Origin of the sequence: Phytoactinopolyspora halophila (assembly GCF_003287285.1) — a bacterium.
GTDB classification, from domain to species: Bacteria; Actinomycetota; Actinomycetes; order Jiangellales; family Jiangellaceae; genus Phytoactinopolyspora_A; species Phytoactinopolyspora_A halophila.
The window spans coordinates 1-20,745 of the sequence record NZ_QMIG01000021.1 but is presented as its reverse complement, the minus strand read 5'-3'; the positions used below and the strand labels follow the sequence as shown (position 1 = coordinate 20,745).

Annotated in this window: 18 protein-coding genes; 15 read left to right on the top strand and 3 right to left on the bottom strand. The window is 68.5% G+C overall.

What is annotated here, in order from left to right; translation table 11 throughout:
• Positions 1-10 precede the first annotated feature (10 nt).
• Both DPM12_RS16915 and DPM12_RS16910 read left to right on the top strand, forming a co-directional pair.
• Positions 11-910: a polysaccharide deacetylase family protein gene (locus tag DPM12_RS16915; RefSeq protein WP_112259526.1), complete on the top strand. Its 900-nt coding sequence runs from the start codon at positions 11-13 to the stop codon at positions 908-910.
• A gap of 112 nt (positions 911-1,022) precedes the next feature.
• On the top strand, positions 1,023-1,808 hold the full coding sequence (locus tag DPM12_RS16910) for an SDR family NAD(P)-dependent oxidoreductase (protein ID WP_112259525.1): 786 nt from the start codon (positions 1,023-1,025) through the stop codon (positions 1,806-1,808).
• A gap of 108 nt (positions 1,809-1,916) precedes the next feature.
• Here the strand turns inward: DPM12_RS16910 and DPM12_RS16905 are convergent, their stop codons facing one another.
• Positions 1,917-3,176: an MFS transporter gene (locus DPM12_RS16905; protein ID WP_112259524.1), complete on the bottom strand. Its 1,260-nt coding sequence runs from the start codon at positions 3,174-3,176 to the stop codon at positions 1,917-1,919.
• A gap of 283 nt (positions 3,177-3,459) precedes the next feature.
• On the opposite strand from DPM12_RS16905, the gene DPM12_RS16900 reads away from it, so the two are divergent.
• The 11 genes from DPM12_RS16900 to argH all read left to right on the top strand — a co-directional run bounded on the left by DPM12_RS16900 (position 3,460) and on the right by argH (position 16,537).
• The gene (locus DPM12_RS16900) at positions 3,460-4,872 is read left to right on the top strand and encodes an SLC13 family permease (protein WP_112259523.1); all 1,413 of its coding nucleotides are present in this window, start codon (positions 3,460-3,462) and stop codon (positions 4,870-4,872) included.
• Between the two features lie 11 nt (positions 4,873-4,883).
• On the top strand, positions 4,884-5,705 hold the full coding sequence (locus DPM12_RS16895; protein ID WP_112259522.1) for a serine hydrolase: 822 nt from the start codon (positions 4,884-4,886) through the stop codon (positions 5,703-5,705).
• A gap of 97 nt (positions 5,706-5,802) precedes the next feature.
• Positions 5,803-7,410, top strand: coding sequence for an N-acyl-D-amino-acid deacylase family protein (locus tag DPM12_RS16890; RefSeq protein ID WP_112259521.1), 1,608 nt, complete (start codon positions 5,803-5,805; stop codon positions 7,408-7,410).
• A 410-nt stretch (positions 7,411-7,820) separates the two neighbouring features.
• Entirely contained in the window at positions 7,821-8,894 is a 1,074-nt protein-coding gene (gene argC / locus DPM12_RS16885) for an N-acetyl-gamma-glutamyl-phosphate reductase (protein WP_112259520.1), read from the top strand.
• Positions 8,891-10,054: a bifunctional glutamate N-acetyltransferase/amino-acid acetyltransferase ArgJ gene (gene argJ, locus DPM12_RS16880; RefSeq protein ID WP_112259519.1), complete on the top strand. Its 1,164-nt coding sequence runs from the start codon at positions 8,891-8,893 to the stop codon at positions 10,052-10,054. Before argC ends, argJ begins: the two co-directional genes overlap by 4 nt.
• A 107-nt stretch (positions 10,055-10,161) precedes the next feature.
• The gene (gene argB, locus DPM12_RS16875; RefSeq protein ID WP_342778804.1) at positions 10,162-10,980 is read left to right on the top strand and encodes an acetylglutamate kinase; all 819 of its coding nucleotides are present in this window, start codon (positions 10,162-10,164) and stop codon (positions 10,978-10,980) included.
• The gene (locus DPM12_RS16870) at positions 10,977-12,221 is read left to right on the top strand and encodes an acetylornithine transaminase (RefSeq protein ID WP_112259517.1); all 1,245 of its coding nucleotides are present in this window, start codon (positions 10,977-10,979) and stop codon (positions 12,219-12,221) included. Before argB ends, DPM12_RS16870 begins: the two co-directional genes overlap by 4 nt.
• Positions 12,221-13,165 (top strand): ornithine carbamoyltransferase, encoded by a 945-nt coding sequence (gene argF, locus DPM12_RS16865; protein ID WP_112259516.1) that lies wholly within the window; start codon positions 12,221-12,223, stop codon positions 13,163-13,165. The genes DPM12_RS16870 and argF overlap by 1 nt, the downstream gene beginning before the upstream one ends.
• Positions 13,165-13,749 carry an arginine repressor gene (locus tag DPM12_RS16860; protein ID WP_245951306.1) on the top strand — a complete coding sequence of 195 codons (585 nt, stop codon included), beginning with the start codon at positions 13,165-13,167 and terminating at the stop codon, positions 13,747-13,749. The genes argF and DPM12_RS16860 overlap by 1 nt, the downstream gene beginning before the upstream one ends.
• A gap of 26 nt (positions 13,750-13,775) precedes the next feature.
• Positions 13,776-15,062, top strand: coding sequence for an argininosuccinate synthase (locus tag DPM12_RS16855; RefSeq protein WP_112259515.1), 1,287 nt, complete (start codon positions 13,776-13,778; stop codon positions 15,060-15,062).
• Positions 15,063-15,103: 41 nt separating this feature from the next.
• On the top strand, positions 15,104-16,537 hold the full coding sequence (gene argH / locus DPM12_RS16850) for an argininosuccinate lyase (protein WP_112259514.1): 1,434 nt from the start codon (positions 15,104-15,106) through the stop codon (positions 16,535-16,537).
• A 36-nt stretch (positions 16,538-16,573) separates the two neighbouring features.
• Here argH and DPM12_RS16845 read toward each other — a convergent pair whose 3' ends face one another.
• Positions 16,574-17,338 (bottom strand): IclR family transcriptional regulator, encoded by a 765-nt coding sequence (locus DPM12_RS16845; RefSeq protein ID WP_112259513.1) that lies wholly within the window; start codon positions 17,336-17,338, stop codon positions 16,574-16,576.
• 365 nt (positions 17,339-17,703) lie between these two features.
• Here DPM12_RS16845 and DPM12_RS16840 point away from each other — a divergent pair, with 365 nt between their 5' ends.
• Complete coding sequence (locus tag DPM12_RS16840) at positions 17,704-18,168, top strand: nitroreductase family deazaflavin-dependent oxidoreductase (protein WP_211659071.1); 465 nt, start codon at positions 17,704-17,706, stop codon at positions 18,166-18,168.
• Between the two features lie 27 nt (positions 18,169-18,195).
• Here DPM12_RS16840 and DPM12_RS16835 read toward each other — a convergent pair whose 3' ends face one another.
• The gene (locus DPM12_RS16835; protein ID WP_211659070.1) at positions 18,196-18,834 is read right to left on the bottom strand and encodes a DNA-3-methyladenine glycosylase; all 639 of its coding nucleotides are present in this window, start codon (positions 18,832-18,834) and stop codon (positions 18,196-18,198) included.
• A 199-nt stretch (positions 18,835-19,033) separates the two neighbouring features.
• On the opposite strand from DPM12_RS16835, the gene tyrS reads away from it, so the two are divergent.
• The gene (gene tyrS, locus DPM12_RS16830) at positions 19,034-20,311 is read left to right on the top strand and encodes a tyrosine--tRNA ligase (RefSeq protein ID WP_112259512.1); all 1,278 of its coding nucleotides are present in this window, start codon (positions 19,034-19,036) and stop codon (positions 20,309-20,311) included.
• Positions 20,312-20,745: the final 434 nt, after the last annotated feature.

Here is a 20,745-nt window from a genome sequence, read left to right as displayed (position 1 = left end):
AGGTAGCCGGGTGCGACGCCGCGAGTTCTTGATCGCCGGAGCGGCGCTGGCGTCGTTGACCGGCTGCGCGCGGGGCGCGACCGAACCGATCGCGTCGGGCCGCAAGGTCCGGGGAGGACGTCCGGGCGTTGCGGGCGGGGACGGCGCGGATTCCGGTGTACAGGAGAGCCCCGAGCCGACCGAGGAGGAGCTCCAGGCCGAGGCCGCGCGCGCCCGCGTCGATCCGGCGGGCTACCCGGACTCGGCCACCGAGTGGGGTGAGGACGTGTCCGGGGTGAAGACACGATTGGCCACGGACGAGCGGGTCGTCGCCTTGACGTTCGACGCGTGCGGGGGAGCCGGCGGTGACGGATACGACGAGGAACTCGTCGAATTCCTGATCAGCGAGGATGTCCCGGCGGCACTGTTCATCAACCGGCGCTGGATCGATGCCAACGAACGCGTCTTCGACGACCTGGCCGGAGAGCCGCTGTTCGACATTGCCAACCACGGCACCGAGCACCTGCCGCTTTCCGTCAGCGGACGGGAGGCGTACGGCGTGCGCGGAACCGCGAGCCCGGCCGAGGTCGTCGAGGAGATCCTGGTCAACCAGGAGACGATCGAGCGGCGCACCGGGCGCTGGCCGGAGTGGTTCCGGGCGGGCACCGCGCACCATGACGAGGTTGCCGTGCGTATCGCGGCAGATCTGGGGGTGCAGGTCGTGAACTACGACGTCCTCGGGGACGCCGGTGCCACGTTCGATGCCGCGCAGGTGGCGGCGGCGCTTGAGGCGGCCCGGCCGGGCTCGATCGCGCTACTGCACATGAATCATCCGGACAGTGGTACCGGGAAGGGAGTACGGGAGGCCGTGCCCCGGTTGCGGGAGCGCGGTTTCGAGTTCGCCCGGCTGAGTGATCACGAGCTCGTGTGATCGGCGGAGGGTGAGCGGCGCGATCAACGTGCCGGGCGGCTCCTCGGCCAGCGGCGCGTGATGCCGGCCGGGCAGGCGAGAGTATCCGAGATGTGTGGAGGCGAACGGGGCGATGACGGTCGCAGGGCAGCGAGTATTGATCACGGGTGCGAACCGGGGGATCGGCCGGGAGCTGGCACTCGGGTTGGCCGGGCACGGCTGGGAGATCGGCCTGCTCGGTCGCGACGAGGAGGCGCTGGAGCGCGTGGCGCGGGAGTGCCGGGAGCGGGGGAGGGCGGCGGTGTCCGCGGTGGCCGACGTCGTCGATCGGGATGCCGTTGATGCTGCCGTCGAGCGCGTCGCCACGGCACTCGGCGGGCTCGACCTTCTGGTCAACAATGCCGGGGTCATCGAGCCCGCCGAGCAGGACTTCGTCAGCGCCGACCTGGAGGAGACGTGGCGGGTGATGGAGGTCAACGTCCGGGGGCCGATGGTGGTCAGCCACGCCGCGTTGCGACGCATGCTGCCGGCCGGGGGCGGCCGGATCGTGAACATCAACAGCGGTGCCGGGCACAAGGTGATGACCGCCTACACCGGTTATGCGGTGAGCAAGGGTGCATTGATGCGGCTGACCACGCAACTCGACGCCCAGTATCGGGACCGGGGGATCTACGTCTTCGATGTCGCGCCGGGCCACGTCAAGACCGACATGACGGCACCGATGCCGATGCACGCCGGGCGCACGGACTGGACCCCGCCGCAAGCCGTCGTCGATCTCGTTGCGGGAATCGGCAGCGGGCGGCTCGACGAGCTCGCGGGGCGGTATGTACGCGCTGGCGCCGACACCGTCGAGGCGTTACTGGAACGGCGCGCCGAGATCGTCGAACGCGACGCCCGCGCGCTGCGCCTTTCGTCGTGACTAACTATGCCTCGCCCCGTACTAACTGCGCCCGGCCCCGCACTAGCTGCGCCCCGCCCCGTGATCATCGGCGTTTTTCCCACCCGTGAGAGCGCGAAACGTCGATGATCACGGGCTTCGCCCGCCGGCGTCCTCGAGCATGCGTGGACGTGCGGCGTGCAGACCCGCTATGACCATGACGACCACGGATGCCATCAGGGTGAGGATCGGTACGGTCCATGCGCCGCTCAGATCGTGCAGGATGCCGAACACGAACGGCCCGATCATCGCCATCGTGTACCCGATGCACTGGGCGAACGCCGACAACGCGGTGAGGCCGGCCAGCGTGCGCGCGCGCAACGTGATCATCATCAGCATCAGCGGGAACGTGCCGCCGCCCATGCCGATCACCACCGCCCATGCCCACGCTCCTTGCGCCGGCCAGAGCAGCAGTCCGGTGTACCCGATCAGGTAGGAGACGCCGAGCGAGACGATCAAGACGGGAATGCGGCGCTCCCGGCGTGCCAGCGGGGGGATCACCGTGGCCAGCGGTAGCCCGGCGGCCACGAACACTGCCACTGCGCTGCCTGCCACGGCGAGGTCCATGCCGGCATCCACGAGGATCTGTGACAGCCATCCGGTGACCACGTAGGCCTGCATGGACTGCATGGCGAAGAGCAACGCCATCGACCAGGCCACGCGGTTGCGAAGGAGGGTGCGTAGCCGGAGGGTGGTGGTGGGCTGGCGGCGCCTCTCGGTGCGGGTCGTGACCAGCATCCCGATCCACGGGATCAGCGCGAGTACGGTCAGCAGCGCCCAGCTGCCCATGCCGGCACGCCAGTCTCCGTCCAGGCCACGCCCGATGGGCACGGTGAGGCCCGATGCCGCGGTCGCGCCGCCCAGCATGCACGCCGTATACATCCCGGTGATCGCGGGCACGTGCCGCGGGAACAGGGTGCGGACCAGGCCGGGCAGCAGGATGTTCCCCATGGCCATCCCGGCCAGGGCGGTGACCGAGCCCGCGAAGACGATCCCGACAGCGGGCACCGATACCCGGATCAGCTGCCCCGTCACCATGGCGATCAGCGCCAGGACGAGGGTGCGCTGGACGCCGAGACGCGCGCCCACGGTGGGTGCGGCCAGGCCGAACACGACGAAACACAGGCCAGGCGTGGCGTTCAGTATTCCGGCCGCCGTCGCCGACAGGCCGAGATCCTCTCGGATGGCGGGGATGACGGCACCCAGGGAGTTCGCGGCAGGGCGCAGGTTCAAGCTCATCAGCGCGATCGCCGCGATGGCGAGAACGTGCGCGCCCCGGCCGCGCAGCGGGCCCGGAGATGTCCCGGGTGAGCCAGGGCTGCCGGCGCCGGAGGTAGCCGCGGATGTCACGCCCCGATTCTCCCCTCGGGCACGCGCTGATGGTCATCCGGTGCGAGGCGGTCGTCGACGACGAGTTGCCCGCCTGGACGACGAGTTGCCCGCCTGGACGACGAGCTGTCCGCCCGGACGACGAGTTCACGGCTCGCAGGAGTGCATGCACCGGGTGTGTCGTCTAGACCTCTTACCGGAGATGTTTGTACGGTAAAGCGTCGCTCGGTTGGCCCCGGCATCCGTCCATGCCGCCAGTGAAGCCGTCACGGACGAATGGCCGCATCACGCCGCTGGAGGGTGGATGACCTCGTCTCAAATCGTCGCTGATCCGGAGCGGGTATCTCGCAAGCAAACCGTGGCGCTGGGCTTGCTGGTGGTCGCGCTGGTCACGGCCGTGATCGTGAACGTCGTCGCCGACGAGCTCGGGTGGTGGGGCCTGCTGCCGGTCGCGGTCTACGCGGTACTCGTCGTCCTCGAACTCAACGTGGTGCTGGCCACCGGCGCGGCAGTCGTCGTCGGGATCGTGCTCACCGGGGCGGGACCGCTCGAGATCGGCACCATGATGTCGGAATCGCTGGGCTCGTTTATCGCGACCATCGGTTTGATCATCATGCTGGGCGCCGGGCTGGGACGGGTCGCCTCCGATACGGGTGCCGCGCAGACGTTGGTGCGAGTCCTGTTGCACCGCGTAGGGATCGACAGCCCGCTACGGATCCAGATCGGGATCATGCTCGCCTCGACGGTGCTGGTCGGGGCCCTCGGCACGCTGGCCGGGGCAAACGCGATTCTCGCGCCGATCGTCATCCCGGTGGCGGCTGCCGTGGCTCGCAGTCGGACATCGGTCGCGGCCATGCTGCACGCCGGGGGAGCGGCGGGACTGATCACCGGGCCGTTCACCCCGCCCGTCGTCACCATCTCCGGAGCCGCCGAGATCAGCTACACCCAGTACCTCTTCTCCGCCGGCCTGCCCATGGCCGTCGTGACATGGGTGACCGGCTTCCTGATGGCGCGCTTCATCCAGCGCCGCACTGCCGGTACGGAACAGTACTCCGAGCTGGAACTCTCCGGTCTGGACACGGCCACGGCGGAGCCCACCCGGCGGGAGAAACGGGCCGCTGGCGCGTTCATCGGCACCATCGTGGCCCTGGCCGTGGTGGGCGTCATTCTCGAGGCAGGCTTCGCCTACGCGATCATCGTCATGATCGTTACGTCGATCGTGACGGCACTGGCCGGCGGGATGCGGCCCACCGACGCGCTCACGTCCTTCTACAACGGCGCGGCCCAGCTCCTGTGGCTGTTCTTCCTGTTCTGGCTGTTCAATCCCCTCCTGGTGATGATGGAGGAGTCGGGCGCGTACGATGCCATGCTCGAAACGCTGCAGCCCACGCTCGAGTCGCTCGGTGCCTGGCCCTTCCTCATGCTCGCGCTGGTCATCGGCTGGATCGGGGTAGCGGGTGCGGCCGTCGCGCAGGTCGTTCTGATCGACGAGCTGCTCTGGCCGCTGGCAGCTCCCCTCGGTGTCACGCCGGTGGCCTGGTCGGCGGCGCTACTGGGTGGCAGCCAGATCGACTGGTTCGGGCCGTTCCCCAACGCCGACATGATCGGGCAGATGGGCTTGGCGAGGTCGTCGAACCTGCGGATGATGCTGTTCAACGGGTGGGCGATCATGGGCGCTAATCTGGTGCTCTTCGCACTCCTGTTCACGGTGCTGTAGAGGACGAACTGATGACGACGAGATGGCCGGCCCAGAACGTTGCGGCACTTCAGCGGGACATCGGCACGTTGGCGACGTCGGCCCCGGGTCGATGGGGTTTCGCGATTCGCGAGCAGGGCCGCGCGGTGGCGTCGATCAACGGCGCCACGGCGATGCCGGCGGCCAGCACCATCAAGGTGGCGTTGCTGATCATGGCACTGCAGGAGGTGGCTGCCGGGCGATGCGAGCTTGACCGTTCGCTGCCGGTTCCCGAACGGCGGGTCGGCGGGACTGGCGTCTTGAGGCTGATGCCATCGGTGGGGGCACTGCGCCTCGACGAGACCCTGGAGCTGATGATCGGCGTCAGCGACAACACCGCATCCAACATGGTGCTCGACATGCTGGGCCTCGACGACGTGACCGGCCGGATCAACGCGCTCGGCGCCCGGAACACGCGCCTCGAACGCCACATGATGGACTTCGAAGCGTCTCGCTCCGGCCGGGACAACACGACCACCGCAGACGACCAGGCGCTCCTCCTCGACCTGCTCACCGGGCCGGATCTGCTTCCGGACCACCTGCGGCAGCTCGCGCTGGACATCCTGGGGCGCCAGCAGTTCAACGATCGTATCCCGGCAGGACTCGGCCCCGACGTCGGCTGCCGGCACAAGACAGGGGAGCTGGCCGGTGTGCGGCACGACGTCGGGATCCTGGATTTCGACGGGCGTTCGGTGGCGTTCGCCGCACTGGGGTCGGAGCTTCGTGACCCGGTGTCCCAATCCACGGGCACCGGGCCGGCGGCCGACGTCATTGCCCGTGCCGCGCGGGCCGTGGTCGATGCCGCCCGCCTGTGACGGCTGTCGGTCGGGGAGACGGGGCATCCGGTGGCCGCTACGTCACCGGATACGCTGATGCCGGTCGTCCGTGTACGTGTCCCGGAGGTGTGCGAGGGTGAGTGAGTTCGAGATCGTCATCCGGGGCGGCGCCGTGCTGGACGGCACGGGATCCGAGCCGGTCGTCGCGGACATCGGCATCAGCGACGGCGTGATCCAGGCAGTTTCCGGCCCGCGTGCGGCAGACGGGACGAACCCGCCGTCGCGAGCAGAACGGCTGACCGGACACCGCGTCATCGACGCCTCGGACCGCGTCGTCGCTCCCGGGTTCATCGACCTGCACTCGCACGCCGACTTCACCCTGGAGGGCTGGCCTGCTGCCACGACGGAGCTGCACCAGGGTGTCACCACCTTGCTGACGGGCAACTGCGGCTTCTCGCCGTTCCCGGTGGGCGATGTCGAGGAGGCGAAGACGGCATCGGCGTTCCTGGCACCCGAGCTCAGCTGGAGCTGGAGGGACCACGACGGCTTCGCTGCGGCTCTCGACAAGGCCCGGCCCGCGATCAACGTCGCGGCGCAGACCGGCCATTCGTCGCTGCGGCTGGCGGCCATGGGAGGCGCGGAACGCGAGGCATCACCCGACGATCTCGCGCGCATGTCGGCGCTGCTCGCCGAGGCAGCCGGGTCCGGCGCGCACGGTTTCTCGACCGGCCTCATCTACGCGCCCGGCACGTACTCGAACGAGGAGGAGGTCAGGCAGCTGGTCGGCGTGGCTGCGGACGCCGGGCTGCTCTACTCCACGCACATCCGCAACGAGGCCGAGCACCTGCACGAGGCGATCGCCGAGGCGATCCGCGCGGCGGAGGCGACCGGTGCGCGGCTGCAGATTTCCCATCTGAAGGCGGCCGGTCCGCGCAACCACGGCGCCGTCACGGGGGCGTTGAGGTTGATCGACGACGCCGCGGCTCGTGGCGTCGACGTGGCGGCCGACGTCTACCCGTACACCGCGTCCAGCACCACGCTCACCACCCGGCTGCCGGCATGGGCGCTCGACGGCGGCCCGCCCGAGCTGCTGCGACGGTTGCGCCACTCCGGAGAACGGGAGCGGATCGCCGCCGAACTCCGGCACGAGGCCGACCAGACGCTCGGCCCGGAGAACGTGGTCATCGCCGACCTCGGAGACGGCCGCTATCGCGACGCCGTCGGCTCCAGCCTGGCCGATGTCGCCCGTCGTGAGGGTACGGACCCGGCCGAGGTCACGCTGCGGATCCTCGAGGAACACGACGCGGCGGTGGCGGTAGTCATGCACGGTATGAGCGACGATGACGTGGAGACGGTCCTACGGCACCCGCGCGTGGCCGTGGCGAGTGACGGGTGGGTGATGCGGCCCGAGGGTGCCGGCAAACCACACCCGCGGAACTTCGGCACCTTTCCGCGCGTCCTGGCACGTTACGTCCGCGAGCGTGGCGTCCTGTCGTTGCCCGAGGCGGTACGGAAGATGACGTCGTTGCCGGCGTCACGCCTGGGGTTGGACGGCCGCGGCATCATCCGTCCCGGCGCGGCCGCCGATGTCGTCGTCTTCGACCCGGACACGGTGACCGACAGGTCGACGTTCGCCGACCCGTGGCAGCTCTCCACGGGTGTCAGCACCGTTCTCGTGAATGGCCAGATCGCTCTGGAGGGCGATCCGACCGGCAGCCGCGCCGGCCGCGTCCTGTTCCGGTAGCCGCGCCGGCCGCGTCCTGCGCCGGTAGCCTGCCCGGTTCCCGCGAGTGACCCGGCCAGTCCCTGCTGAGCCCACACGCCGTGCACGCTGAATCCACGTCGATGCAGGCCGGAAAGCGCTTGCCGACGTGGAATGGGCGTGCATGGCATTCCGCCCCACGAGTTGCACGACCGGCAGCGCCCGGCCGGCAGCTGTCGCCCGGCACTCGGCACCCGGCCCCGGCAGCTGTCACCCGACCCCGACGCCGGCATCTGGCAGCCGTCAGCCAGGAGGGGCCGGGTGTCGAGCTTCGACTTCGATACCGAGACGTGCGGAAAACCCGCTATATCGGCCTGTAAGTGCACGTCTCGGCATCGAAGTCGGCTCGGCGACGAATCAGATTGCATGATGATGCAGAAGAATGCATACTCATGTGTATGGTCATGACGGTAGCGGTGGCAGGGGCCAGCGGATACGCGGGCGGTGAGCTGCTGCGCCTGTTCACCGCGCACCCGGAGTTCACGGTCGGAGCGATCACCGCGAACACCAGCGCGGGTTCCACGCTCGGCTCGCATCACCCGCATCTCGTCCAGCTCGCGGACAAGGTCATCCAGCCCACTACCCCCGAGGTCCTGGCCGGGCACGACGTCGTCGCGCTCGCGCTCCCGCATGGCGCGAGTGGCGAGATCGCCGGAGAGCTGCCGGCCGGGACGCTAGTGCTCGATTGTGGTGCCGATCATCGGCTCGCGGATCCCGTCGCCTGGAAGCAGTTCTATGGCACCGAGCACCCCGGAAGCTGGCCCTATGGCCTGCCGGAACTGATCCGTGCCGATGGCGGGAAGCAACGGCAGGCTCTCCTGAACACCCGCCGCGTTGCCGTTCCTGGCTGTAACGTCACCGCGGTGACGCTGGCCCTGGCGCCGGGTCTGGCGGCCGGAGTCGTCGAACCGGAAGACATCGTGGCGGTGCTGGCCAACGGCCCGTCCGGTGCTGGTAGGTCGTTGAAGACGCCCCTTCTGGCCAGCGAGATCATGGGTGCGGCCAGCCCGTACGGAGTGGGTGGGGGTCACCGCCACGTGCCGGAGATCGAGCAGAACCTTGCCCTGGCAGCCGGTGCACCAGTCAGCCTGTCGTTCACACCCACCCTGGTGCCGATGAGCCGGGGGATTCTGGCGACGGTCACCGCGAAGCTCACCAGTACCTTCACCGGCGAACTCGACGGCACGGCCTCCGCGGGTGTCCGGAACGCCTGGGACGATGCCTACGCCGACGAGCCGTTCGTCCATCTCCTTCCGGAAGGCCAGTGGCCGACGACGGCCGCGACGTTGGGTGCCAACACGGCACATGTTCAGGTCACGGTCGACGAGCGCGCCGGACGGTTGGTGGCGGTCGCCGCCATCGACAACCTCACCAAGGGAACGGCGGGCCAGGCCGTCCAGTGCGCGAACATCGCGTTCGGCTTGCCCGAAATGTCAGGTCTGCCGATGACAGGAGTGGCACCATGAGCGTGACGGCAGCAGCAGGCTTCCGGGCCGCGGCGGCGACGGCGGGGCTCAAGGCGAGCGGCACGCCCGACGTCGCTCTCGTGGTGAACGACGGGCCGCGCCACGACGCCGCGGCGGTCTTCACCTCGAATCGTTGCAAGGCCAATCCCGTCCTGTGGACCGAGCGCACTATCACCGACGGCCGGCTGCGCGCCGTGGTTCTCAACTCGGGTGGCGCGAACTGCTACAACGGCCCGGAAGGGTTCCAGACCACGCATTCCAGCGCCGAGCTGGTGGGCGAGCTCCTGGACGGCGGCGCGTTCGACGTCGGTGTCTGCTCCACGGGCATGATCGGTCCGTTGCTCGACCGCGAGAAGCTGGAGTCGGGTATCCGGAGTGCGCACGACGCGCTGTCCACCGGCGACGACGCGGGCACGGCAGCGGCCACGGCGATCATGACTACCGACACCCGGCCCAAACAGGCGGCGAGTGCCGGCGACGGCTGGACGGTCGGCGGTATGGCCAAGGGAGCCGGGATGCTGGCACCGGGCCTGGCGACGATGCTGGTGGTGATCACGACCGATGCGGTCGTCGACGCACCGGTGCTGGACGCGGCCCTACGGGAAGCTACCCGGACGACTTTCGATCGGCTGGACACCGACGGGTGCATGTCCACCAACGACACCGTGATCCTCATGGCCAGCGGCGCGTCGGGCGTCGAGGCGAATCACGATGCCCTCGCGGCATCGGTGACTGCCGTGTGCGCGGACCTGACGGCGCAGTTGTGGACCGACGCCGAGGGCGCGCACCACGACATCGAGATCGTCGTCACGGGCGCGGCCAGCGACGACGATGCGGTGACCGCGGGCCGCGCGGTGGCACGCAGCAACCTGTTCAAGGCGGCGGTGTTCGGCAAGGACCCCAACTGGGGCCGGGTGCTCGCGGCTGTGGGAACCACGGATGCGGTGTTCGATCCGCACGACATCACCGTGACGATGAACGGCGTGATGGTGTGCCGGGCCGGCGGTACCGAGGCGGGCGATCCGGTGGACGACGTCGACATGTCCGGGCGGCACCTGCGTGTAGGGGTCGATCTCGGTGCAGGAGAGGCGTCCGCGACGATCCTCACCAGCGACCTCACGCACGAGTACGTGCACGAGAACTCCGCGTACTCGACATGAGTGCGGTGGACATGAGCGACAGCAATCCCCAACGGGAAGGACGGCACGTGACGGGGCAACAGGACGCCCTGACGAAGGCCGGCGTGCTGATCGAGGCGTTGCCATGGATGAAGCGGTTCCACGGCAACGTCGTCGTGATCAAGTACGGCGGCAACGCCATGACCGACGACAAGCTCAAACGGGCCTTCGCCGACGACATCGTCTTCCTCCGCATGGCCGGCATCAAACCCGTCGTCGTTCATGGTGGTGGTCCGCAGATCTCGGAGATGCTGACCCGGCTCGACATCACCAGCGAGTTCCGGGGCGGGCTGCGCGTCACCACGCCTGAAGCCATGGACGTGGTGCGCATGGTTCTGGTGGGGCATGTCGGGCGGGAACTCGTCGGCATGTTGAACGCGCACGGGCCGTTCGCCGTCGGCCTGTCGGGTGAGGACGCCGGCCTGTTTACGGCCGAGCGCCAGTCGGCGCTGGTGGATGGCGAGGAGGTCGACATCGGGCTCGTCGGGGATGTCGCCGAGGTCAGCCCGGATGCCGTGCAGGACCTGATCGCGGCCGGCCGGATCCCGGTGGTGTCTTCAGTGGCGCCGGATACGGACGGCGTGGTGCACAACGTCAACGCGGACACGGCAGCGGCGGCGCTCGCCGTAGCGCTCGGTGCGGAGAAGCTGGTGGTGCTCACCGACGTCGAGGGCGTGTACCGGGATTGGCCGGAGAGTACGGACATCATCACCGAGCTGACCGGGAACGAGCTCGCCGAACTCCTGCCGGATCTCGATTCGGGCATGGTGCCCAAGATGCGGGCCTGCCTGCGGGCGGTCGAGGGTGGCGTGCCCGAGGCGACAGTGATCGATGGGCGGGTGCCGAATTCGCTGCTGCTGGAAGTGTTCACCGATGAGGGAGTAGGAACGATGGTGGTGCCGTCATGAGCACGTCTACCGAGCTGGCCGAGGTTCCGGGGCTGTCTGGTGACCGCCCGGTCACGGGCGGCGATGCCTGGATGCAGCGATATGGCCAGGCGCTGATGAACACCTTCGGCAGCCCGCAACGCGTGCTGGTGCGGGGAGAGGGCTGCTACGTGTGGGACGCCGACGGCCGGCGCTACCTGGACATGCTCGGTGGGCTCGCGGTGAACGCGCTGGGCCATGCGCACCCGCTGCTGGTGTCCACGGTCACCGCGCAGCTGGCCACCCTCGGTCACGTCTCCAACTTCTTCGCCTCGGCGCCGCAGGTCACGCTGGCCGAACGGTTGCTGTACCTGCTCGGGGTGCCGGGCAAGGTGTTCTTCACCAATTCCGGTACGGAGGCCAACGAGGCGGCATTCAAGCTCGCCCGCAAAACCGGGCGGGCCAAGATGGTGGCCGCGGACGGCGGGTTTCACGGCCGCACCATGGGTGCGCTGGCGCTGACTGGCAAGCCGGCGATCCGCGATCCGTTCGAGCCGTTGCCGCAGGGCGTGGAACACGTGCCGTTCGGTGACGTGGAGGCGCTGCGTACCGCCGTCGACGACGACACGGCCGCCGTCGTTCTGGAGCCGATTCTCGGTGAAGCCGGCATCGTTCCCGCCCCACCTGGGTATCTCGCGGCTGCCCGCGAGATCACCGAACAGCATGGCGCCTTGCTGATCATCGACGAGGTGCAGACCGGGATCGGCCGTACCGGCGCGTGGTTCGCGCATGCCGGGGAGTCCGGGGACCGCATCGTCCCGGATGTGGTGACCGTGGCGAAGGGACTCGGGGGCGGACTTCCCGTCGGGGCGTGCGTGGGGCTGGGACCGGCGGCCGAGCTGCTCGGTCCCGGCTCGCACGGAACGACGTTCGGTGGCAATCCGGTGGCCGCCGCGGCCGGCCTGGCCGTTCTGCACGCCATCGATCGAGACGGGCTGCTGGCCAACGCCGAGAAGGTGGGCCGCCGGTTGGCCGACGGGGTGCGCACACTCGGCCACGACCTGGTTCGCGAGGTACGCGGGCGGGGTCTGCTGCTGGGCATCGGGCTCGCGTCACCGGTGGCACCGGCGGTGGCAAGCGCAGCCCTGGAATCGGGTGTGATCGTCAATCCGGTCACCCCGGACACGATCCGGCTGGCCCCGCCCCTCATCCTCACGGCAGCGCAGGCGGACGAGTTCCTTGCCGCGCTGCCGGCGATTCTGGACGCTGGAAAGGAGACCTGATGGTCCGGCATTTCTGCACCGATGACGACCTCACGCCGGACGAGCTGGTTGACGTGCTCGATCTCGCCGATGCGATAAAGGCGGAGCGGTTCGCCTATCGACCGCTCGAGGGCCCGCGCAGCGTCGCCCTGATCTTCGACAAGCCGTCGACCCGGACACGGGTGTCTTTCAGCGTCGGAGTCGCCGAGCTCGGCGGTTACCCGCTGGTGATCGACGCCCAGTCTGCGCAGCTCGGACGGGGCGAGTCGATCGAGGACACCGCACGGGTGCTCGATCGCCAGTGCGCGGCGATCGTGTGGCGAACGTTCGAGCAGGATCGCCTGGAGGCGATGGCGTCGGCGTCGGCGGTACCGGTGGTCAACGCGTTGACCGATCTGTACCACCCGTGCCAGCTGCTGGCCGACCTGCAGACGGTTCGCGAGCGCAAGGGCGAGCTCGCGGGGCTGACGCTTACCTACGCGGGCGACGGTGCGAACAACATGGCGCATTCATACCTGCTCGCCGGCGCCCTCGTTGGGATGCACGTCAGGATCGCCGCGCCGGCCGCGTACGCTCCGGACGCGGCCATCCTCACGCGCGCGACGGAGCTGGCGCGGAAGACGGGCGGGTCCGTGGCGCACGTGTCCGACCCGGCCGACGCGTTCAGTGATGCCGACGTGCTGGCCACCGACACGTGGGTGTCGATGGGCCAGGAGAGCGAGTCGGCCGAGCGGGAGGCGCCGTTCGTTCCCTATGCCCTGACCGCACGGGCCCTGGGCCTGGCGGCGTCCGAGCCCGTCGTCCTGCACTGCCTGCCCGCCTATCGTGGCAAGGAGATCGCCGCCGAGGTCATCGACGGCCCGGCCAGCGCCGTCTGGGACGAGGCGGAGAACCGGCTGCACGCCCAGAAGGCGCTGCTCACCTGGCTGTTGCGGCAGTCCGGCGACACGCGGGGGCCGGCGTGATGACGGACCGGTCCGGGCATCAGCCGATGCGGCACTCGACGCGGCACCCGGCAACGCGGGCGGCACGGCACGGCCAGATCGCGCAGATCCTCGCGCACACGCCGGTCCGCTCCCAGACCGAGCTTGCCGAGCTGCTCGCCAGCAACGGGTTCGAGGTGACCCAGGGGACGCTCTCGCGTGATCTGGACGAGCTCGGTGCGGTGAAGATCCGAAATTCGCAGGGGTGGCTGGTCTATGCCCTGCCCGGCGAGGGCGGGGACCCGACGCCGCGGGCCGCCACCTTCGCTGGTGAGGGTGCGGTTGATGCCCGCCTGATCCGGGTGTGTGAGGAGATCTTGCTTTCGGCGCGGAGCTCCGCGAACCTCGTCGTGCTGCGTACGCCGCCGGGGGCGGCCCAGTATCTGGCGTCGGCCATCGATCACGCCGCTCGCCCGGAACTTCTGGGCACCATCGCAGGTGACGACACCGTGCTGGTGATCACGGCCGATCCGGCTGGGGGTGAAGCCGTCGCCACGTGGTTCCTCGAACTCGCCGAGGGCCAGGTCCCCGAATCCGACGCTGATCATCCGAACGCATATTCGTAGGTTTTCGACATTCGAGGGAGCTCCCCATGTCCGATACGCCAGTCACCTCTACACCGCCCGGCCCTGCCGGCCCGTCGGACGCGTCGGGCTCGGCCGAGCGGATCGTCCTCGCTTATTCGGGCGGGCTCGACACCTCCGTGGCGATCGGCTGGATCGCCGAGGCCACCGGCGCCGACGTGATCGCCGTCGCCGTCGACGTTGGCCAGGGCGGCGAGGAGCTCGATACCATCCGCAAGCGGGCGATCGAGTGTGGTGCCGTCGAGGCCTACGTGGCAGATGCCCGTGACGAATTCGCCGACGAGTATTGCCTGCCCGCGCTGAAGGCGAACGCGCTGTACATGGGCCGCTACCCACTGGTGTCGGCACTGTCGCGTCCGGTGATCGTCAGGCACCTGGTTCAAGCGGCGAGGCAGCACGGCGCGAGCACGGTGGCGCACGGCTGCACCGGCAAGGGCAACGACCAGGTGCGGTTCGAGGTGGGCATCACGGCGCTCGCGCCGGATCTGACGTGCATCGCCCCGGTGCGTGACCTGGCGCTGACCCGGGACAAGGCGATCGAGTACGCGGAGAAGAACGAGCTGCCGATCGAGACGACGAAGACGAATCCGTTCTCGATCGACCAGAACGTGTGGGGCCGGGCGGTGGAGACCGGATTCCTCGAAGACATCTGGAATCCGCCCACCGAGGAGGTCTACAGCTACACGCAGGATCCGGCCGGGCCGGCCGATCCCGACGAGGTCGTGATCACGTTCGACGCCGGCCGTCCGGTCGGCATCGACGGCGAGACGGTGACGATGCGGCAGGCGATCGAGATCCTCAACCGGCGCGCCGGTGCCCAGGGCGTCGGGCGGCTGGACATGGTGGAGGACCGGCTGGTCGGCATCAAGAGCCGCGAGGTGTACGAGGCGCCGGGAGCGCTCGCGTTGATCACGGCGCATCAGGAGCTGGAGAACGTCACGATCGAGCGGGAGCTGGCCCGGTTCAAACGGTCCGTCGACCAGCGCTGGGCCGAGCTGGTGTACGACGGGCTGTGGTCGTCACCGCTGAAGAAGGCGCTCGACGGGTTCATCGCCGAGGCTAACCAGCACGTGTCCGGTGAGATCCGGATGACCCTGCATGGCGGCCGGGCCGTCGTCACCGGCCGGCGTTCCGAGCAGAGCCTGTACGATTTCGGCCTGGCCACGTACGACACCGGCGACACCTTCGACCAGTCACATGCGAAGGGCTTCATCGAGCTGTTCGGCATGTCGACGAGGCTCGCCGCCATCCGTGACCAATCCCGATCGAGCAGTCCAGCTGATCATGAACGCTAGCTGGTTCTGACGAGGGGGTTAGTGTTCATGATCACGAGACTGTGCAACGAGACTGTGGAGGAGATCAGGTGAGCCTGTGGGGCGGGCGATTCGACGGCGGCCCGGCTGACGCCCTGGCGGCATTGTCGAAATCGACCCAGTTCGATTGGCGGCTCGCACCGTACGACGTCGCCGGTTCGAAGGCACACGCCAACGTGTTGCATCGGGCCGGGTTGCTAAGCGACGACGAACTTGCCGGCATGATTCGCGCGCTCGACCGGCTCGCGGCCGATGTCGCGTCGGGCGAATTCGAACCGGAACTCGCCGACGAGGACGTCCACACCGCCCTGGAACGAGGTTTGATCGAGCGTGCCGGTCCGGAGCTCGGCGGCAAGCTACGCGCCGGTCGCTCGCGCAATGACCAGGTGGCCACGCAGTTCCGGATGTACATGCGGGACGCGGTGCGCGTCGTGGCCGGCCAGGTCCTGGACGTCGTCGAGGCGCTGACCGGGCACGCCGACACGCACCTGGGCGTCGCGATGCCCGGGCGCACACACCTGCAACATGCGCAGCCGGTGTTGCTCTCGCATCACCTGCTCGCGCACGCGTGGGCGCTGATGCGCGACGTCGACCGGTTACGCGACTGGGATCGCCGGACCGACACGTCTGCCTACGGTTCGGGTGCCTTGGCCGGAACGTCACTAGGGCTCGATCCCGAATACGTGGCGCGCGAGCTCGGCTTCTCCGGCTCGGTCGAGAACTCGATCGACGGGACGGCCGCGCGTGATTTCGTCGCCGAAGCGGCATTCGTGTTGGCGATGATCGGTGTCGACCTGTCCCGCCTGGCCGAAGAGATCATCCTGTGGGCGACGAAGGAGTTCGCGTTCGCCGAACTGGACGACGCGTGGGCGACGGGATCGTCGATCATGCCGCAGAAGAAGAACCCCGACGTCGCCGAGCTGGCGCGGGGCAAGGCCGGGCGGCTCGTCGGGAATCTCTCCGGATTGCTGACCACGTTGAAGGCACTGCCGCTGGCATACAACCGTGACCTGCAAGAAGACAAGGAACCCGTCTTCGACTCGGTCGACTCGCTCACCGTGCTCCTCCCGGCGTTCGCCGGCATGGTGGCAACCCTCCGGTTCAACACATCGCGGCTCGAAGAGCTGGCACCGCAGGGGTTCTCGCTGGCCACGGACATGGCGGAGTGGCTCGTGCGGCAAGGCGTGCCGTTCCGGGAAGCACACGAGATCACCGGGGCGTGCGTACGACGCTGTGAGCAGCGCGGCATCGAGCTGTGGGAGCTCGACGACGACGAGCTCGCCGAGATCTCAGGCCATCTCACCCCCTCGGTGCGCGAGATCCTGTCCGTGCCTGGTGCGCTGGCGGCGCGCTCCGCCAAGGGTGGTACGGCACCGGAGCGGGTACGCGACCAGCTGTCAGCCATCCGGGCCGAGGTGGCGGCAGCACGTACGTGGGCCGGTCACCGGAACCACTGACGAAACCTTTGACTCGCGTGTGAGCGTTGCGCCGCCTTAAGAGATGGTCTGGCTCAGATCCGCCGCGGCGAGCATGGTGTGTCGGGTCACGTCGTCGGGCATGGCCTCACCCCGGTTGGAGACGACGACGGCCCACGGCTGGTCGCCGGATTCCTCGGTGTGCACCAGGGCGGCAACGCAGGCGACCCCGTCCCGGAACTGCCCGTGTTCTTTGATGGGCTGGCTGGACGTCGTGCACGCGAGCTCGTATTCGAGCTCGTCGGGATTGGTGACGGTTCGCGAGGTATACGGCCGCATGCCATTCTCCGCCAGATAGTGCCGCCGGGTATCGCGTGAGAGCGCTTTCAGCAGGGCCTTGCCGACGGCGGTTGCGTGCGCGGACGTGGAGAGGCCGACCTCGAGATCTTCCAAATACGGCGACTGCGGTCCCTCGACGAGATCCATGATCACGACCTCGCCGGAGATCAGGCGTCCGAGGTAGGCCGAGCGGCCCGTGGTGGCCGAGAGATGGGAGAGCACGGCGTGACGGTCGGGCCGCCGGCGCAGCGAACCCAGCAGATCGTGGAAGCGATGTGCGATGGACGCGCCGAGCGAGTAGCGGCCGTCGGGCTGGCGTTCGAGGTAGCCGTCGTAGGCGAGGGTCCGGACGAGGTGGTACGTCGTCGAGAGATTCAGGCCGGTACGACGGGCGATGGCCTTGACCGGGAGTGCCGATGGGCTCGCTCCCACCTCTTCGAGTAACCTGAGGGCGCGTGAGACGCTGCGAACTTGATCGCTAGGTCTGTCGCCGTTTCGTTTCACACCACTGTCACCGCCCGTATGTACCTCCGGTGACCTTCGATTATGCCATTGCCTGTCAGCTGCGCGTGACGGGTGACCGGGTCGTCGCTTTCGTCATCTGAAATTTCCGGGCTTCCATGAGCGCCGTGCCAGTGGCACCGTCGACCCGTGGCTTGTCGTATCTCCCGGTGCTGTCGTGTGAGATCCGGTGCAGACCGGACTGAGGTATCGGCGTGGACATCGACGGAGCCAGGGCACGGGCGGCCGCGCATCGGAAGGCCGGCCGCGCGTGAAGGGCGGAGCACCACCACTCCGGCTGTGTCCTGCAGGCCGTGCCACGGCGCGCGCACTGCAGGACACATCGGAGGGTCTCTAGACTCGGGAAGGTGCGTGACGAGACAGCTCGACGGCTTTCGCGGCTCCACGCGGTCCTCTACCGGATGACGGGAGGTCTGGTGGGCCGGCGCCTGGTGGGAAATGACATGCTATTGCTCACCACGCGTGGACGCCGAACCGGCAAGATCCACACCGTGCCATTGCTCTACCTGTTCGATGACGACACCCCGGTGGTGATCGCCTCGTGGGGCGGCCGGCCCAGCCACCCGCATTGGTATCAGAACCTGCAGGCGGACCCGCGCGCGATCGTGCAGGTTCGATCGGAGCGGCGGCTGGTGCGCGCCCGGACCGCCGAGCCGGCCGAGCGCGATGCGTGGTGGCCCCGCGTGCTCGCGGCGTACCACAAGTACCGGACGTACGAGGCCAACACGGACCGGATCATTCCGGTGGTCTTTCTCGAACGTGAAACGCCCCGCCCCGACGCGGTTGACGACTGGAGAGCGGCCGCGGGTTGAGTTCGTGGCGATACGTTCCGACGCCGCTCACCGTTTCGCCGGGCGGTACGTCGAGACGGTGGGATCGCCGTCGATCCAGTACCGCCAGGGATAGCGCGCACCATCTCCGCCGTCTCCACTGACACCCACCCGTGGCCCGGTCATGATTGTCGGGCTCGCCGGCGTGCCGACCGATGCCTCGGCGAGCTCGAGCGTCACCGGCCCGTCGCCGAGAACGTCGACGCCGTCGAAACGGAGGTCGATGCCGAGCGCCACCGCGAGCCGGGCAGGCCCGCGGGCGAGATCGTCGACGGAGCGGCTCACGCCGCGTGCCGTCCTGCGTCGACGGGCGAGTTCGTGGCCCTCGATGATCGCGCCCGCGCGGAGGAGCAGCGCCGAGGCGTGCCCGGCGGGGCGGCAGACAAGGTTGATGCAGTGGTGCAGGCCGAGATGGCGGTAGCAGTACAGATGTCCAGCATCGCCGAACATCGCGCCGTTGCGTTTCGTCCGGCCGCGATAGGCATGCGACCCCGGGTCATGCTGGCCCTCGTACGCCTCCACCTCGGAGATGCGCACCGCGACCGCGCCGTCGGACGTGACGTGCCGGAGCACGCTTCCGAGCACGTGCGCCGCGATCGAGGTGGCGGGCTCTCGCAACAGCTCACGGGCCTCGTCGACGGCTGGCACACGGCCAGCCTAGCGACGGCTCGGCGCTGCCCGTAGAACTCGTGTGACGGTCACGCGTGATATGGGGGATCATAGAGGCGTCACCGGAGGAACGACGCCGGGCGGATGCCCGGGCGAGAGCCGAGGGCGACATGCATGCCCGATGCGTTCGACGAGGCATCGAGTCCGTACACAAGCCGCACAGAGGAGACCTGACATCGTGACCGACATCATCGACGAGCTGCAGTGGCGCGGCCTGATCGCGCAGTCTACGGACGAGCAGGCACTTCGTGCCGCTCTGGCAGCTGGTCCGGTCACGTATTACTGCGGCTTCGACCCCACCGCCCCGAGCTTGCACATCGGTAACCTGGTCCAGCTGCTGACCGTCCGCCGCCTGCAGGATGCGGGCCACAACCCGCTGGCGTTGGTCGGCGGGGCGACGGGACTCATCGGCGATCCCAAAGAGACGGCCGAGCGCGCGCTGAACGATCCAGAGGTTGTCGCCGGATGGGTCGACAAGCTGCGTGCCCAGATCGAGCCGTTTCTCGATTTCTCCGGGCCCCACGCGGCACGCATGGTCAACAACCTCGACTGGACGGCGGATCTGTCGGCGATCGAGTTCCTCCGGGACATTGGCAAGCACTTCCGGGTCGGGAGGATGATCAGCAAGGAGACCGTCGCGGCTCGGCTGAACAGCGAGGAGGGCATCAGCTACACGGAATTCAGCTACCAGATCCTGCAGGGTCTGGACTTCCTGGAGCTGAAGCGTCGGTACGGCTGCGTCCTGCAGACGGGGGGAAGCGATCAGTGGGGCAATCTCGTCAGCGGTGTCGATCTCATACATCGGGTGGAGAAAGAGACCGTGCACGCGCTGGCGACACCGCTGATCACCCGTGCCGATGGCACCAAGTTCGGCAAGACCGAAAGCGGCACCGTATGGCTCGACTCGTCGATGACGAGTCCGTACACCTTCTACCAGTTCTGGTTGAACAGCGATGATCGCGATGTCATCCGATACCTGAAGGTCTTCACCTTCCGGGGGCACGAAGAGATCGCACAGTTGGAGCAGGAGGTGACGGAGCGGCCCGCCGGCCGGGCGGCGCAACGGGCGCTGGCATGGGACGTCACGGCACTGGTGCATGGCCGGCACGAGGCCGCGCAGGCCGAGGAGGCTGCCCGCGCGCTGTTCGGCTCGGGCGTCCTGGCCGAACTCGAGGAGCGGACGTTGGCGGCCGCACTGCGCGAGGCGGGAGCTCCGCGTCTGGAAGCGGGTGCGGAACTGCCGACATATGTCGACATGTTCGCCGAGGCGGGGCTCGTGTCGTCACGATCGGCGGCACGGCGAGCGCTGGCCGAAGGCGGGATGTACGTGAACAACGTGCGCCTCGATCCGGGGCTCGGCCCCGACGCGCGTCCCGGGCGCGAGGACCTTCTGCACGGCCGTTGGCTGGTGCTACGCCGGGGCAAGCGGACCGTAGGCGGTGTCGAGCTGGCCTGAGCCGTATCCACCAGCCGTCGGAATGGCGTCTGTGCAGCGTTTTCGTTCACGGAGCTGCGACGTGGCGCGGGTCACGCGGGATCGGTTTGACTTTGGTCTGGCCCTGGCCGTAAGTTTCTATCTGTTCGCGGGATGCGGGACGCCAAGAAGGGCGGCCGGCTCGCGAGCGCCCCACCATCTCGATCGTCGTCATCGGCGTCATCATGTCGATGAGCGGCGGCCGGATGGAGCTTGCGGGCTGCGGATGTCGGAATTTGATTCCGAGGTCCGGGGACGGTAAGCTGAAGTGGTTGTCCTCGATGGGCCCAGCACGGGCTCTAGAACCCTTCCACCGGATCGTTGATTCAGTGGATCAGTTTGTCGAGGGACACCAGCATCGGTTGCGCTTTGTGTGTGTCCGATTCTTGAGAACTCAACAGTGTGCTGACTTACTT

Excerpts from the sequence above, each read along its gene's own strand:
- DPM12_RS16870 (WP_112259517.1), top strand. The coding sequence starts at position 10,977 with ATGAGCACGTCTACCGAGCTGGCCGAGGTTCCGGGGCTGTCTGGTGAC.
- argJ (WP_112259519.1), top strand. The coding sequence starts at position 8,891 with ATGAGCGTGACGGCAGCAGCAGGCTTCCGGGCCGCGGCGGCGACGGCG.
- DPM12_RS16910 (WP_112259525.1), top strand. The coding sequence starts at position 1,023 with ATGACGGTCGCAGGGCAGCGAGTATTGATCACGGGTGCGAACCGGGGG.
- DPM12_RS16895 (WP_112259522.1), top strand. The coding sequence starts at position 4,884 with ATGACGACGAGATGGCCGGCCCAGAACGTTGCGGCACTTCAGCGGGAC.
- argF (WP_112259516.1), top strand. The coding sequence starts at position 12,221 with ATGGTCCGGCATTTCTGCACCGATGACGACCTCACGCCGGACGAGCTG.
- DPM12_RS16855 (WP_112259515.1), top strand. The coding sequence starts at position 13,776 with ATGTCCGATACGCCAGTCACCTCTACACCGCCCGGCCCTGCCGGCCCG.
- DPM12_RS16900 (WP_112259523.1), top strand. The coding sequence starts at position 3,460 with ATGACCTCGTCTCAAATCGTCGCTGATCCGGAGCGGGTATCTCGCAAG.
- DPM12_RS16860 (WP_245951306.1), top strand. The coding sequence starts at position 13,165 with ATGACGGACCGGTCCGGGCATCAGCCGATGCGGCACTCGACGCGGCAC.
- argC (WP_112259520.1), top strand. The coding sequence starts at position 7,821 with ATGTGTATGGTCATGACGGTAGCGGTGGCAGGGGCCAGCGGATACGCG.
- argB (WP_342778804.1), top strand. The coding sequence starts at position 10,162 with ATGAAGCGGTTCCACGGCAACGTCGTCGTGATCAAGTACGGCGGCAAC.